The 15,382-nt window shown below is 51.3% G+C and carries 14 protein-coding genes; 1 reads left to right on the forward strand and 13 read right to left on the reverse strand.

The window, feature by feature from the left end; translation table 11 throughout:
- Nucleotides 1–16: 16 nt before the first annotated feature.
- From PGRAT_RS28075 to PGRAT_RS28105, 7 genes are all read right to left on the reverse strand, one after another.
- Nucleotides 17–454, reverse strand: a complete 438-nt coding sequence (locus PGRAT_RS28075; protein ID WP_025706602.1) for a Mini-ribonuclease 3 — start codon at nucleotides 452–454, stop codon at nucleotides 17–19.
- Entirely contained in the window at nucleotides 451–1,857 is a 1,407-nt protein-coding gene (gene cysS / locus PGRAT_RS28080) for a cysteine--tRNA ligase (RefSeq protein ID WP_025706603.1), read from the reverse strand. Before cysS ends, PGRAT_RS28075 begins: the two co-directional genes overlap by 4 nt.
- A 56-nt stretch (nucleotides 1,858–1,913) precedes the next feature.
- On the reverse strand, nucleotides 1,914–2,606 hold the full coding sequence (cysE, locus tag PGRAT_RS28085) for a serine O-acetyltransferase (RefSeq protein WP_020427091.1): 693 nt from the start codon (nucleotides 2,604–2,606) through the stop codon (nucleotides 1,914–1,916).
- Between the two features lie 510 nt (nucleotides 2,607–3,116).
- Nucleotides 3,117–4,580: a glutamate--tRNA ligase gene (gltX, locus tag PGRAT_RS28090; RefSeq protein ID WP_025706604.1), complete on the reverse strand. Its 1,464-nt coding sequence runs from the start codon at nucleotides 4,578–4,580 to the stop codon at nucleotides 3,117–3,119.
- Nucleotides 4,581–4,630: 50 nt separating this feature from the next.
- On the reverse strand, nucleotides 4,631–5,119 hold the full coding sequence (ispF, locus tag PGRAT_RS28095) for a 2-C-methyl-D-erythritol 2,4-cyclodiphosphate synthase (RefSeq protein ID WP_025706605.1): 489 nt from the start codon (nucleotides 5,117–5,119) through the stop codon (nucleotides 4,631–4,633).
- Nucleotides 5,116–5,814, reverse strand: a complete 699-nt coding sequence (gene ispD / locus PGRAT_RS28100; protein WP_025706606.1) for a 2-C-methyl-D-erythritol 4-phosphate cytidylyltransferase — start codon at nucleotides 5,812–5,814, stop codon at nucleotides 5,116–5,118. The genes ispF and ispD overlap by 4 nt, the downstream gene beginning before the upstream one ends.
- A gap of 95 nt (nucleotides 5,815–5,909) precedes the next feature.
- On the reverse strand, nucleotides 5,910–6,998 hold the full coding sequence (locus PGRAT_RS28105; RefSeq protein ID WP_025706607.1) for a PIN/TRAM domain-containing protein: 1,089 nt from the start codon (nucleotides 6,996–6,998) through the stop codon (nucleotides 5,910–5,912).
- A gap of 213 nt (nucleotides 6,999–7,211) precedes the next feature.
- Between PGRAT_RS28105 and PGRAT_RS28110 the strand changes: the two genes are divergently transcribed.
- Entirely contained in the window at nucleotides 7,212–7,607 is a 396-nt protein-coding gene (locus PGRAT_RS28110; RefSeq protein WP_025706608.1) for a nucleoside triphosphate pyrophosphohydrolase family protein, read from the forward strand.
- Between the two features lie 145 nt (nucleotides 7,608–7,752).
- Here PGRAT_RS28110 and pssA read toward each other — a convergent pair whose 3' ends face one another.
- From pssA to mcsA, 6 genes are all read right to left on the reverse strand, one after another.
- Nucleotides 7,753–8,490, reverse strand: coding sequence for a CDP-diacylglycerol--serine O-phosphatidyltransferase (gene pssA, locus PGRAT_RS28115; RefSeq protein ID WP_025707273.1), 738 nt, complete (start codon nucleotides 8,488–8,490; stop codon nucleotides 7,753–7,755).
- 64 nt (nucleotides 8,491–8,554) lie between these two features.
- Nucleotides 8,555–9,622 carry a DNA integrity scanning diadenylate cyclase DisA gene (gene disA / locus PGRAT_RS28120; RefSeq protein ID WP_020427098.1) on the reverse strand — a complete coding sequence of 356 codons (1,068 nt, stop codon included), beginning with the start codon at nucleotides 9,620–9,622 and terminating at the stop codon, nucleotides 8,555–8,557.
- A gap of 13 nt (nucleotides 9,623–9,635) precedes the next feature.
- Complete coding sequence (gene radA / locus PGRAT_RS28125) at nucleotides 9,636–11,003, reverse strand: DNA repair protein RadA (protein ID WP_025707274.1); 1,368 nt, start codon at nucleotides 11,001–11,003, stop codon at nucleotides 9,636–9,638.
- Nucleotides 11,004–11,243: 240 nt separating this feature from the next.
- Entirely contained in the window at nucleotides 11,244–13,712 is a 2,469-nt protein-coding gene (gene clpC / locus PGRAT_RS28130; protein ID WP_025707275.1) for an ATP-dependent protease ATP-binding subunit ClpC, read from the reverse strand.
- 36 nt (nucleotides 13,713–13,748) lie between these two features.
- Nucleotides 13,749–14,813, reverse strand: coding sequence for a protein-arginine kinase McsB (gene mcsB, locus PGRAT_RS28135; protein ID WP_025707276.1), 1,065 nt, complete (start codon nucleotides 14,811–14,813; stop codon nucleotides 13,749–13,751).
- A gap of 28 nt (nucleotides 14,814–14,841) precedes the next feature.
- Nucleotides 14,842–15,366, reverse strand: coding sequence for a protein-arginine kinase activator protein McsA (gene mcsA / locus PGRAT_RS28140; protein ID WP_025707277.1), 525 nt, complete (start codon nucleotides 15,364–15,366; stop codon nucleotides 14,842–14,844).
- Between the last annotated feature and the right edge of the window lie 16 nt (nucleotides 15,367–15,382).

Consider the following 15,382-nt stretch of genomic DNA (forward strand, 5'->3'; position numbering starts at 1 on the left):
ATATACGGGTGCAGCCTTACTTAGGCCGATTCATCATGAATTGTATGCTGCTGTCAACAAGCTCCCGGATTCTGGCCTGCTGGCCTGTGTAATACAAATGACCGATCAGGCATTCAAAAGCAGTAGCATGCCGGTACTCCAGCACATCCGCATTCTTGGGAATGGTTCCCGATTTGGCATTTCTTCCTTGCCGGGCGACATCCTTCTCCTCATCGGTAAGCTTTGGCTCCAGATAGGCCAGGATCGTGCTTTGCGCTTTGGCCGAGACCAGCCCTGTCGCTGTTCGGTGCAAATGATTCGGGCGGAGATTCGGCAGCGAGATTAAATACTGGCGTACCGCCACTTCATAGATAGCATCTCCGGCATATGCCAATACGAGCGGAGAGAGCAGCCGGGCCGGCTTGGAGGGCTCATAGGGAAACCAGGCACTCTCCAGATTAAACGGCCCGCTCATTTCCGCCGCCACCGCATTCCTTGCGGAGTATCTTCAAGCAGAATACCCATAGCATTCAGCTGATCGCGGATCTCATCGGAGCGTCCCCAGTTTTTATTCTTGCGCGCTTCGGCCCGTTCAGCGATCAGCCTCTCCACTTCCTCGCCGGCAACCTCTTCCTCTGTCTCCGTGGTCAGGCGCAGCACTGCGTTCATCTCGGCAAAAGCCTGCAGCAGTGCCGAGAAATTTGCGGGCAGTGCTTCTGGATTCGCAAGTGTATTATTCGCAAGGCTTACCCAGTCAAACATGGCCGTAATAGCATCCGGAGTGTTGAAGTCATCCTGCATTTTGGCATGGAAGTTGGCTACAATTGCGGCCAAACGCTCCGTGATCTGTCCGCTCGCCTGGCCTGTGGCCCCTTGTGGATCAAGCTCAAGACGGTGCTTAACATTGCGCTCCGCGAGTGCGATGCGCTCCGCGCTTTTTTCTGCGGACAGCATGGATTCTTCAGTGAAATTCAGCGGATTGCGGTAGTGGGTGGAGAGCATAAAATAACGGATGGCCCCCGCTTTGAAGCGCTGGCGGATATCTTTCACCAGCAGACCGTTGCCGAGCGATTTCGACATTTTTTCGTCACCGATATTAATGAACCCGTTATGCATCCAGTAGTTGGAGAGCGGTTTGCCGGTCAATGCTTCCGTCTGGGCGCATTCGCATTCATGGTGCGGGAACTGCAGATCCTGTCCGCCGCCATGAATATCAATAGTATCGCCAAGAAATTCACGGGCCATGGCCGAGCACTCAATATGCCAGCCGGGACGGCCTTCTCCCCATGGGCTGTGCCAGTGGACTTCTCCAGGCTTAGCTGCCTTCCAGAGGACAAAATCCTCGGGTTTTTCTTTGCGTGAATCCACTTCCACCCGGATGCCGAACTGCAGCTCATCCAGATTCTGGCGGGACAGCTTACCATAATCGGCAAATTTGGCTGTGCGGTAGTAGACGTCACCGCCATTCTCATAGGCATAGCCTTTATCTTCAAGCTCCTTGATGAATTCAATAATCAGCTCCATGCTCTGAGTAACACGCGGGTTCATCGTCGCTGATTTTACGCCAAGCCCCGCAAGATCTTCCTGATAGGCAGCGATAAAAATCTCCGCAACCTCAGCTACTGTAGTCTTCATCTCCTCGGCCTTGCGGATCAGCTTGTCATCCACATCCGTGAAGTTGGTCACATAATTCACTTCGTTCCCTATTTGCTCCAGGTAATTCCGGACCATGTCAAAAACAATCACGGGTCGGGCATTTCCGATATGCATGTAGCCATATACGGTGGGTCCGCATACGTACATCTTCACCTTCCCTGATTCCTGCGGAACAAATGTTTCCTTGCTGCGTGTCATTGTGTTATAGATCTGCAAAGCCATCTTGATTCCAACCCTTTCTGCGTGCTCCCGGTTTCTCCTGAAGAATCCCGGTATGCTTAAATTTCGTAATCACCGATATACTGCTGGCTTTCCAGCCGGCGCTGCTCTTTTTTTTGCTTGTCTTCCGTACCGAGCTGCTCCCTGATCTCCTCGATCTCTTTTTGCAGGAAACGGAGGGAATCGACAAGCGGGTCCGGCATCTTGGTATGGTCGAGCCTGTCGGATACCCGTTCCCCATTGCGCTTGACCACCCGTCCGGGGTTGCCTACCACCGTACTATTGCTTGGCACCTCACGGAGAACAACCGCGTTGGAACCGATATTGCAATTATCGCCGATCTGGAACGATCCCAGTACTTTTGCACCGGAGCCAATGACAACGTTGTTGCCTACGGTCGGATGACGTTTTCCTTTTTCTTTCCCTGTTCCCCCTAGCGTAACTCCCTGATAGATAATCACATCATCACCGATTTCACAGGTCTCTCCGATTACAATACCCATTCCATGGTCAATGAACAGGCGGCTGCCGATCGTTGCCCCCGGATGAATTTCAACACCAGTCATGAATCTGCTGACCTGGGAAACGATACGCGCAAGTGTAAACCATCGCCGCTTATAAAAAGAGTGGGCTATCCGGTGTGCCCAAATCGCATGAAGTCCGGCGTAAGTGAAGACAACCTCAAACCAGCTGCGGGCTGCAGGATCGTTGTCGAATACTGCCCGAATGTCCGACTTGATATGCTTAAACATCACGGTTCCCCTCTTCTTTGGCTTCCCGCCTCCTGTTTACAGGTACGCAAGGAAGGTATTGTCTGCAGCCTGCATTCTCTCTGTGTGTATGCTGTGGGCTTTGGCTTTCATGTACAACTCTCCCCATATTTCAACAAAAAACGCCTCTGCAGCATAAAGCTGCAGAGGCGTTTAACCGCGGTTCCACTCTGCTTGGACATGGTCTATTGTACTGGCCGGCATTTCCGGCCAGTAAGCGCCCTGTGTCCCTCTTGGCGTCTGTAACGGCAACGTTCCCGGCACGGTCTAACATTCCAGGCAGGAACGCTCAACCGTGCAGCTCACAGGCGCATGTTCTGCGGCAGACAAATGAATAACTTCCAGCCTGCAAAGGAGATTCCTTAGCGGTTATTCTCTCTGGCAATTGTCTTTGTACGCGTACTTTTCCTGATCCCAGCTATTATTATTATTCTTCTATCTTAGCTAAAAGACAACGGACTGACAAGGGGTTCTCCGCTTTGTTGTCCCCGCTTAAGCCCCTTTGATCTGCGATTTCAGGCGTTCAATGACCCGGCTTCGGCCAAGCAGCACTATGGTAGCGTTCAAATCACGGCCATGCGTTTGTCCGGTTAAAGCGACACGAATCGGCATAAACAGCGCTTTGCCCTTATGCCCGGTCTCTTTTTGTACTTCCTTGATCAGAACGGCCATGTTGCCGGCAGTAAAATCATCAGTGGCTTCCACTTTGGCCAGGAAAGCGGACAGGACCTCAGGAACCTGGCCTTCGGCCAGAATCTGGGCAGCTTCCGTTTCAAGCTCTACATGGCTGCGGAAAAACAGCTCTGACAGCTCTACGATATTCGATGCCGAAGTCATTTGTTCCTGATACAGCGCAACCAGACTTTCCGCCCAAGCCTGCTGTTCCGCACCCAGCGATTCCGGCAATCTTCCGGCTTTTTGCAGATGGGGAATGGCCAAAGCCGCGATCCGCTTCGGATCGGCATGTTTGATATAGTGGTTGTTCAAATGCGCAAGCTTATTCGTATCAAATACAGCCGGACTCTTGGAGAGACGGTTTGCGGTGAAGATGGAAATCAGCTCTTCCTTGCTGAAAATCTCCTCCTCGCCTTCCGGCGACCAGCCCAGCAGCGCAATGAAGTTGAACAGTGCTTCCGGCAAATAGCCGAGCTGATCATACTGCTCGATGAACTGAATAATGGATTCGTTGCGTTTGCTCAGCTTCTTGTGGTCATCCCCGACAATCAGTGTCATATGGCCAAACAGCGGCGCTTCCCAGCCAAGGGCTTCATAAATCATCAACTGGCGGGGGGTATTGGAGATGTGGTCTTCTCCGCGCAGGACATGGCTAATTTCCATCAGATGGTCATCCACTGCCACAGCGAAATTATAGGTTGGTATTCCATCCTTCTTCACAATGACAAAGTCGCCCATTTCTTTGCTATTAAAGGAAATACTGCCCTTTACGATATCATCAAAGGTATAAGTGCGGTCCTCCGGCACACGGAAACGGATGCTTGCAATACGTCCTTCCGCTTCATACGCCTTCTGCTGCTCCCCGGTCAGATTCCGGTGCTTGCCGGAATAACGCGGAGTCTCGCCGCGCGCAGCCTGCTCTTCACGTTCCGCTTCCAGCTCTTCTTCGGTGCAGTAGCAGCGGTATGCAAGACCGCGGTCAAGCAGATCCTGCCAGTATACGCGGTACAGATCCAAACGCTCAGTCTGGCGGTAAGGCCCGTATTCGCCGCCGACATCCACGCTTTCATCCCAATCCATTCCCAGCCACTTCAAGTATTTGAGCTGGCTTTCTTCTCCCTCAGCTATGTTACGCTTTACGTCCGTATCTTCGATCCGGATAATAAATTTGCCGCCCAGATTACGGGCGAACAGATAATTGAACAATGCCGTTCTGGCATTTCCGATATGTAAATGTCCCGTAGGGCTTGGTGCGTAACGCACCCGGACTTGATCTGCCATGTCAATCCCTCCGCTTCATAATGGTTAAAATTAGGCAACGTGCAGCCATCTCAAGATGATATCACATCTTGGAGCAGACAGACAATAGATTGTGCCGCAATTCCTTCTCCTCGTCCGGTGAAGCCAAGCTGTTCAGTGGTGGTTGCTTTTACGTTCACCTTCGATGTCTCGGCACCCAGTACATTCGCGATAATCTCGGTCATTTGCGGGATATAAGGTGCCATCTTCGGTTTCTGGGCTATAATCGTGGAGTCGATATTTCCGAGCCTGTAGCCGCGCTTACGGGCAAGTGCCCACACCTGCTCCAGCAGCTTCAGACTGTCCGCATCCTTAAAGGCCGGGTCGGTATCGGGAAAATGCCTGCCGATATCGCCAAGCCCCAGCGCGCCCAGAATGGCATCGCTCACCGCGTGCAGCAGCACATCGGCATCGGAATGTCCAAGCAATCCTTTTTCATAGGGAATGGTGACACCGCCAATAATGCATGGCCTTCCTTCCACCAACTGGTGTACATCGAAACCTTGTCCTACAGCAATCATGTTTGTACCTCTCCCCTGCTTCTTTGTGTAAATTCTGCGAAATCAAGATCCTCCGGTGTGGTGATCTTAATGTTGGCGTAACTCCCCTCCACAACAGCAACCGGAATACCGCTGCGCTCCGCGAGACTGGAATCATCGGTGCCGAGAAATCCGTCACGCTCTGCCGACTCATACGCCACAAGCAGTTCGGACAGACGAAAAGTCTGCGGGGTCTGAATCGCCCACAGACTTCGCCGATCCGGGGTGGACAGCACTTTGCCTGCCTCGTCCACCTGTTTGATCGTATCTTTTACCGGTACAGCAAGCACTGAGGCACCAATCTCCTTGGCATGCTCGTAGCAGGCTGTGATTTCGTCGATCTGCACAAACGGACGGACCCCATCATGCACCATTACCCAGGTTGTCTTAAGGTGTCTCAGCCCCACATGCACAGAATGTTGGCGTTCGGAGCCCCCGGTTACTACAGATATCACTTTGTTGAGTCTGTAGGTCTTAACCCATTCCCGGCAGCGGTCCACATCTTCTTTACCCGTAACCAGTACAATCTCAGAGATCAGCGGATGCCGCTGAAATACCTCCAGGGTATGCACGATAATAGGTTTCCCCTGCAGCAGCAAGTACTGCTTGCTCTCCACAGTCCCCATTCTTGTTCCTCTGCCTGCCGCCACGATCACGGCGCCTACACTGTTTGACATTCTGCCCTTCTCCTGTCTGCACGTATACCCCCATCATAACGTGTTTGACGGTCATTTCCAACCCGCTGGAGCAGCTTTCGCAGTCCTGTAACCGTTTATTGCGCTTTTTCCATCAGTTTTGGCTTGGCAAAGATCATGCGTCCCGCTGAAGTTTGCAGCACGCTGGTTACCAGAACTTCCATAGTTGTACCGATATATTCACGTCCGCCCTCAACCACAATCATGGTTCCGTCATCCAAATAAGCAACGCCTTGCCCATGCTCCTTGCCGTCTTTGATCACTTGCACGATAATCTCTTCACCAGGGAGAACCACCGGCTTCACCGCATTGGCCAGATCATTAATATTAAGAACGGACACTCCCTGGAGTTCACATACTTTATTCAGGTTAAAATCATTGGTTACCACCTTGCCGCGCAGCACTTTTGCCAGCTTGACCAGCTTGCTGTCCACTTCGGAGATTTCTTCAAAATCACCTTCGTAGATCAGGACTTTCACATCCAGCTCTTTTTGAATTTTATTCAGGATATCCAGCCCGCGCCGTCCGCGGTTGCGTTTCAGCAGATCCGAAGAATCGGCAATATGCTGCAGCTCCTCCAGAACGAATTCCGGAATCACGATGGTCCCCTCAATAAATCCTGTTTTGCAGATATCGGCAATCCGTCCGTCAATAATGACGCTTGTATCCAGAATTTTATGTTCCTCCAACCCGCGGCCTTCCGGCTCCGGTGCTTGTCCCCAGCGGCCGGTTGTCCACAGCGAAGCCAGCTCATCTTTCTTTTCCAGCCCAATCCGCAGCCCCACATACCCGAACGTAAGCGTAGCAGCCACCTGAAGCAGTTCTCCTGCCTTTCCAAGCCAGGCCATTGCAGGATACAACAGCAGAGATAACAGAAGCCCTCCCGTAAGCCCAGCAGCACCTGCAGCCAATTCATTCATCGGTATGTGCGAATAATACTGCACCGTTTCCCGCAGTTTCGAACCTCCCCATTCCGCACATAAAGTCCCCGCAAACAAAAAAATAATGGCACCCAGCACCGCAAACAAAAGACTGCCCTGCACGGGCAAGCTGTCTCCCAGTTTATCCATTCCTGCCGGGAATCCTCTTTCTGCCGCATGGTATAGCGTATACCCTGACCAAGCTCCGCATAATGCGGCAAGCATTAAAGTTAATTTTTTCCACATAACCTTAGGCACCTCCTTTTATTCATCCAAAATGATCTGTTCCTCACCAGTATGTTCCAATTTTTGGGACGATAATCCGTGAGCCTGTTATTTTTTCTGACAAGGGACTTCAACTGCAGCAAAAAGATAACCGGAAACTTCTATTATTGGTTGAAAACAGGGGAGGGCCTGACATATAATGAACTCAATTACGAACCCAGGGGTGAATGGAAAATGAGCGCACCAAGTTTACAGGCCTTCCAGGATCAAGTCTCCGAACTGCTGCTCCGTCACCGTAGTCTTCTGGATGTAATGTCCAAAAACGGGCAGAGCAGCGCTTCCGTCAATCGTGCAGTCGTCAAAGCCATTACCGAATGCGGCTGTATCCAGCTGCACGCCAAGAAGCAGGTATTTGAACCCGGTTTGGGGCTTGAACAAGCCAAGGAGCTTGCAGGCACTCATCTTCAAGGGGAACTGTGCGAGAACTGCCGTGAGGTGGTGGCCTCGGAGCTGGGGCGTGAGCTGTTCTATATGTCTGCTCTCTGCAATTTGCTTGATATTAATATGGACGAGGTTGTAGAAAAGGAATCGCAAAAATGCGCCACACTCGGTCTGTTTAATTTCTCCTGACCTGCCTGATGCGCTCTTTTCCTCCGCTTAATTCAAAAAGGCTTCGCCATCCACTGATTCCCAGGGAACGGCAAAGCCTTTTTGTGTTGGCATATTTGTAAAACCCTAATAATAACTGTGAGCCTCTCTGCCTTGCAGCAGCGGATTATCCATTTTTGGATTGATATACTTTATCTTCTGCGCGGCGTCTGCGGCGGTGGCGGCGGCGAGCCGTCAACCGGTCGATATTTTGCTTAAATCCATACAGCGCATATAACGCAAGCAGTACAAAAATCACCTTGGAGATTTGCTCCGGAAAAATCACGGCAACCGCAACCGCGATCACAATAACTACAGGGGAGCCTACCACTGCCTTTTTGGGCAAGCCAACCTTTTTGAAATTCGGATATTTAACCGTGCTGACCATGAGATAGGACAACAACAGCGTAGCCACAATCATAAATGGAGCCGATACATCTTTATGAAAGAGCGCCAGTGTAGCCAGCACCCCGCCCGCAGCCGGAATCGGAAGCCCTACAAAATATCCCGGAATGCCGGGGCGGACATTGAAACGGGCCAAACGCAGCGCACCGAATACCGGAAAAATTGCCGTTACGGTCCAGCCTAATGCAGAATTCAAATCCTGCAAGCTTGTAATATACATGATTAGAGCCGGCGCTACTCCAAACGAAACGACATCGGATAAAGAGTCCAGCTCCTTGCCAAATTCACTTTCGCATTTCAGCGCACGCGCAACACGACCGTCCAGCCCGTCTAACAGCATAGCGATAATCACCATGATAGCGGCCATGCTCAGTTTACCGTCAAACGCCATCATGATACCAAACATTCCAAGCATTAGGTTACCAATGGTAAATAAACTCGGAATTGATTTTTGTATCATTTCTTCACCTCTGTTTTCTTACTTTGAGCCATAAAGTTTTCAATATTACGTGATTGTATGTTATTTACATTTGCCTGTCAATAAGAACTTGCTTCTGCAGCCGTTTCAGTCCGTCCTGAATATTGCGGGCACGCACTTCTCCGATGCCGTCCACCTCATCCAATTCGGCGATGCTGGCCGTCATCAGGTTGGGCAGCATTTCAAACCGTTCAACTAGATTGTGGATGATCACATTCGGCAGCCGCGGAATTTTGTTCAGCAGGCGATATCCGCGCGGCGTCACCACTTCCTCTGAAGAAATCGCCGTAGAAGAATAGCCAAGCAAACGGGCAATATGATTGTCGTCCATCAGATCATCATCGCTGGTACGCTTGAGTCCGGCGATAATTTCGCGGATTTTGTCCTCCTGCTCCTCTCTGGCATAGTCTCTGTACAGAAGCCATGCTTCTTCCTCTGTATTTCCAACCAGTTCTTCCATTTGCATACTGATTAGACGCCCTTCATTGCCAAGCTCATTGATATAGCGCTTGATCTCCATCTTAATCCGCAGCACCATTTCCACACGCTGAATCACTCCGACTACCTCAGCTACAGTAACAATCCCCTCATACTCCGAAGCCGAAAGATTAGTCAGACTCTGTGTAAGAACGGCTCTATACTTTTCCAGCGTTTGAATCGCCTGATTGGCCTTGGCCAGGATCGATCCGATTTCTTTGAGCGCATACCGGATGGAGCCCTGATAGAGCGTGATGATGTTCCGCCGCTGGGAGATGGAAACTACAAGCTTGCCTGTCTGCTTGGCAACACGCTCGGCTGTCCGGTGCCGGATGCCTGTCTCGATGGAGGAGATGGAGGAATCAGGAATCAGCTGTGTATTCGCATAGAGAATCCGCTTCAAATCCTCGCTTAATATAATCGCGCCGTCCATTTTGGCCAGCTCATATAAGTAATTGGGCGAAAAATCACAGTTAATGGAAAAACCGCCATCTACAACTTCCATCACTTCAGGACTATATCCGACAACAATAAGCGCGCCTGTCTTCGCCCGAAGCACATTCTCCAGGCCTTCCCGGAAGGGTGTTCCCGGCGCCGCCATTCTGAGCAGATCATTCATATTTTCTAATTCCTTCATTGTTCAGTGCCCCCTAATCTAACGCGACCGCTAGTGCATCTGCTACGGTGCTGACGCCAATAATCTGGATATCCTGCGGATGCTTCCAGCCTTTCATGCTTTTTTCGGGCATTATGACTCTCCGGAAGCCCAGCTTAGCAGCCTCCTTGACGCGTGTCTCCGCACGGGAAACTCCCCTTACTTCTCCAGTAAGTCCAACTTCGCCAAAAAAAACATCATAAGGCTTTGTCGATATATCACGAAAGCTGGAAGCGATACTGACGGCTACCGCCAGGTCAATGGCTGGCTCATCCAGCTTCACCCCGCCAGCAACATTGAGGTAAGCATCCTGATTCTGCAGAAACATCCCCATCCGCTTCTCGAGTACCGCAATAATAAGTGCCATTCTTTGATGATCCATTCCGGTGCACATCCGCCGCGGGGATGGGAAGTGGGTGGCGGCTACCAGCGCCTGAAGCTCGACAAGCACGGGTCTTGTTCCCTCCATACTGGCAACAACGGCTGATCCGGCTACCCCCAGCGGGCGCTCCGACAAAAAGAGCTCGGATGGATTCTCCACCTCGGTAAGCCCGATTTCCCCCATTTCAAAAATACCGATCTCATTAGTGGAACCAAACCGGTTTTTGACCGCACGCAGCAACCGGTACGTATGGTGCCGCTCACCTTCGAAATAGAGCACACAATCGACCATATGCTCCAGCATTCGCGGCCCTGCAATGGCCCCTTCTTTTGTTACATGTCCAACCAGGACCGTGGCAATTCCGCGAATTTTGGCAATCCGCATGAATCTTGTTGTACATTCCCGAACCTGCGTCACACTGCCGGGTGCGCTTGTCACTTCGGGCATAAATACGGTCTGAATAGAGTCAATGACAAGAAATTGGGGCTGGATTTGTTCAATGGCTTCTTCGATGCTCTCCATATTTGTCTCACACAGCACATACAGCTCTGCGGACAACGCCCCGAGGCGGTCTGCACGCAGCTTCGTCTGCCGGACTGATTCTTCTCCTGAAATATACAGTACACGCAATCCCTGAGTGGTTAGTGCATGGGAGGTTTGCAGCAGGAGCGTCGATTTACCGATCCCTGGATCGCCGCCTACCAGCACCAGCGAGCCGGGTACAATTCCTCCCCCAAGCACACGGTTAAGCTCACCAATGCCTGTCAGGATACGCGGCTCCTTATCACTTTCTATATTTATGATCGATTGCGCCTTTTCTTTACTCTGAAAAATCGGTGCATTCATACCTTGTGTTTTAACTACGCTTTCCGTCTCTTCCACCATGGAATTCCATGCCTGGCAGCCGGGACATTTACCGAACCACTTCGGCGATTCGTAGCCGCATTCGGTGCAGAAAAATTTCGTTTTTGGTTTAGCCATGTGTGCTCCTATCAGTCCGAACTTACTAAAATTGCGGATAATTTACTCATACTCAAAGTTTACCATTTCTGCACACTGAACGGAAGGTCACTTACGATCTACTTTTACAATCTTCCTCATTAACGTGCCTGAAATACCGCTCAATTAAACATCGGTATATAACGAGAATTATATTATATTCAAAAAAGCTCCCGCTCCTCTATACGGAGGAGCGGGAGCTTTGTTTCAAGTATGCAGTTGTTATTCGGTTCCAACCTCTTTTTCCGGAGTGACTGCCACCGGCGCTTCCACTGTGGTTACCACAAGCTCACCGCTTACTTCATCAATTTTGAGGGAATCCCCCTTTTTGATGTTGCCTTTCAGCAGCTCTTCGGAAAGACGGTCTTCGATATGCTTTTGAATGGCCCGGCGCAGTGGACGGGCACCGAATGCCGGATCATAGCCTTCTTTGGCCAGGAAGGCTTTGGCACCATCCGTCAGCACAAAGTCCACATCATATTCACGCAGCCGCTTGCGCAGTTCCTCGGACATGAGGGTGACAATTTCGGCAATATGCTTTTCATCCAGAGAGTGGAAGACGATGATTTCGTCGATACGGTTCAGGAACTCAGGACGGAAGCTCTTCTTGAGCTCTTCCATAACTTTGCCCTTCATGTTGCTGTAATCCGCACCAGCATCCTGTACAGCTGTGAATCCCAGCGTCGAATTCTTCTTGATCGCCTGTGCCCCAACGTTGGAGGTCAGAATAATCAGAGTGTTGCGGAAGTCGACTACACGGCCTTTGGAATCGGTCAAACGGCCGTCTTCCAGCACCTGCAGCAGGATATTGAATACCTCCGGATGTGCCTTCTCAATTTCGTCCAGGAGCACAACAGAATATGGCTTCCGGCGAACCTTCTCGGTCAATTGTCCGCCTTCTTCATAACCGACATACCCTGGAGGGGCACCGACCAGACGGGAAGTGGAATGCTTCTCCATATACTCGGACATATCGATACGGACAACCGCATTTTCATCACCGAACATAGCTTCGGCCAGCGCTCGGGCCAGCTCGGTTTTACCAACCCCGGTTGGTCCGAGGAAGATGAAGGAACCCATTGGACGTTTAGGGTCTTTAAGACCTGCACGCGCACGGCGCAGTGCCCGGCTGACAGCCTTCACGGCTTCGTCCTGACCAATGACACGTTCATGGAGCAGGGCCTCCATATTCAGGAGCCGGTCTGTTTCTTCTTCCTTCAGCTTGCTGACAGGAATACCTGTCCAGCTGGCAACCACTTGAGCAATATCCTCTGGCGTTACTTGGGAATCGGTACGTCCCTGTTTTTCTTTCCATTGGTTTTTGGTAGTATCCAGTTCCTCACGGATTTTCTGCTCGGTATCGCGCAGTGCAGCTGCTTTCTCGAACTCTTGGCTCTGCACAGCGGAATCCTTTTCCTTGCGGATATCGTCCAGACGCATTTCCAGTTCCTTCAGATTTGGCGGGATGGTGTAAGAGTTGAGTCTTACCTTGGAACCAGCTTCATCAATCAGGTCAATCGCCTTGTCCGGCAGAAAGCGGTCAGGAATGTAACGGTCGGAGAGCTTTACTGCCTCTACGATGGCTTCATCTGTGATCTTCACCCGGTGATGGGCTTCATAGCGGTCACGAAGACCGTAGAGAATTTGTACAGCTTCTTCCGGAGAAGGCTGATCCACCGTGATGGGCTGGAACCGGCGCTCGAGCGCTGCGTCCTTCTCAATGTATTTGCGGTATTCATCCAACGTGGTAGCACCAATGCATTGCAGCTCTCCACGGGCGAGTGCAGGCTTCAGAATGTTGGAGGCGTCAATGGCACCTTCCGCACCGCCTGCGCCGATCAGGGTGTGCAGCTCATCAATGAAGAGCACAATGTTCCCCGCCTGGCGAATCTCATCCATAATTTTTTTGAGGCGGTCTTCGAACTCGCCGCGGTATTTCGTACCGGCGACCACAGAACCCATATCAAGGGTCATTACGCGTTTGTCACGCAGAGTTTCCGGAATTTCGTTGTTAATAATCTTCTGTGCCAAACCTTCGGCGATGGCTGTTTTACCAACCCCAGGTTCACCAATCAGCACCGGATTGTTCTTGGTCCGGCGGCTGAGCACTTGAATTACACGCTCAATCTCCTTGCTGCGGCCAATGACCGGATCAAGGTTGCCGTCTTTGGCGTAAGCGGTCAAGTCACGGGCCAGACCATCCAGCGTAGGGGTGCTGACATTGGCGGGAGCACCGCTGTGGCTTGAAGTAGCTTCGCTGCTGCCCAGAAGCTGAAGAACCTGCTGGCGGGCTTTATTCAGGCTGATGCCGAGGTTATTGAGCACGCGGGCGGCTACACCCTCGCCTTCACGGATCAGTCCGAGCAGAATATGCTCTGTTCCTACATAAGTGTGGCCCAGCTTACGGGCTTCATCCATTGACAGTTCGATAACCTTTTTGGCACGAGGAGTATAGGCAATGTTTGTAGGCTGTTCTTGTCCCCGGCCGATCAGTGTCTCCACTTCGTCCTGGATTTTTTCAAGACCCAGACCCAGACCAATCAAAGCCTTGGCGGCAATGCCGTCTCCTTCACGAATCAGTCCGAGCAAAATATGTTCTGTCCCAATGTTGTTGTGTCCCAAACGAACGGCTTCTTCCTGCGCCAGTGCGAGCACCTTTTGTGCGCGTTCCGTAAATCTTCCAAACATCATATCCCCTGCACCTCCACGGATAATAAATATCTATAATTAATGTTGTGATCCCAGTGTCTCCCGGAGCAGCTTCGCCCGGTACATATCGCGTTCGGTGGCCGTCATCTCGTCTCCGAACATTTTTTGCAGAAAGCCCGGCTGTGTCTTCACATTCAGCTCGTTGAGCACTGAAATCGACGGTCCTTCCAGAATCCCAAGATCAACTCCCAGCCTTAGGTCGGAGAGCCGCTGTGCGGACTCCTTCAGCTCCATCACGGCTGCATAAGACAAAATCCCGTAGGAACGTTTGATTCTGTCCGTAATCCGCAGAGCCGAATCGGCCAGCAGGCGCTCCCGTGCATTGCGCTCATGTTCTATAATCTGGGTGACTACGCTGTGCAGATTCTCAATAATCTCATTTTCAGTCTGCCCAAGCGTAATTTGGTTGGAAATCTGAAAGATGTTCCCTACTGCTTCGCTGCCTTCACCGTAAATTCCTCTTACTGTGAGTCCCACCTGATTCACTGCGGATAAAATCCGGTTGATCTGGTGAGTCATGACAAGTGCAGGTAAATGCACCATAACCGATGCGCGAAGCCCTGTGCCCACATTTGTGGGACAGCTGGTCAAATACCCTCTTCGATCATCAAAGGCGTAATTGACCGAGCCCTCAAAGATATCATCAATGGCTGTCGCCCTTACCCAAGCCTCTCTAACCTGCAGACCAGGGAACAGGCACTGAATGCGCAGATGGTCTTCTTCATTAATCATGATGCTGACCGACTCATCCTCATTCAGGATAACCGCACCGCCCCGGGAGTCATTGGCCAGATTAGGGCTGATGAGGTGCTTCTCCACAAGCACTTTTTTGTCCAGCTCATCGAGCTCATCCAGCTTCAGCAGTTGAAAACTGCCGAAATTCGAAGCTGCTTCCCCCTGAAAAACAGGAGCAAGCTGCTTCAGCACCTCTTCCGACTGCTCTGCCGAAGCCAGTAAAGGGAAGGGAAGATGCTCCAGATTGCGGGCGATCCGCATCCGGCTGCTGATGACAATTTCGGAATGACTGCCGCCGCAGCGCATCCAGTCACTAAGGGCTTGTTCGGTAAACCGGAGACTTGACATGTCTTATCCCCCCTATATATCAAAGACTTTACTCTTGTGGCATTTCTTTTTCAAGTTTTCGGATCTGGTCCCTCAGCTCAGCTGCGGTCTCAAATTCCTCTTCTACGATACTTTGCTGGAGCTCCTGCTTCAGCTCATCAATCTTGCGTTTGCACATGATCTGCGCTCCCGCCCGTTTGGGAAGCTTGCCAACATGAGCGGTGCTGCCATGCACCCGTCTGAAGAGCGGGTCCAGCGTGCTGTCAAAGTATTTATAACAGGAGCTGCAGCCAAAACGCCCAAGCTTGCTGAACTGGGAATAAGTCATGCCGCAATTCTCACACCGCAGACCCTGTACAGTCTGGGCCGCTGCATTTTTTTCCTTGCCGGCTCCTTCCAGGTCCAAGAGACCCGACAGCAGGCTGTGGATAGAGAACCCTCCAGCCGTTCCCGGAATTAGCTCACCTTTCTCACGCGCACAGCTTTCACAAATATGAAACTCCGTCTTTTCCCCATTCACAATCTTGGTGAAATGAAGTGTCGCCGGTTTGACCCCGCATTCCTGGCAAAGCATAAGCGGTGTCCCTCCT

Source organism: Paenibacillus graminis, from assembly GCF_000758705.1.
GTDB lineage: Bacteria > Bacillota > Bacilli > Paenibacillales > Paenibacillaceae > Paenibacillus_AQ > Paenibacillus_AQ graminis.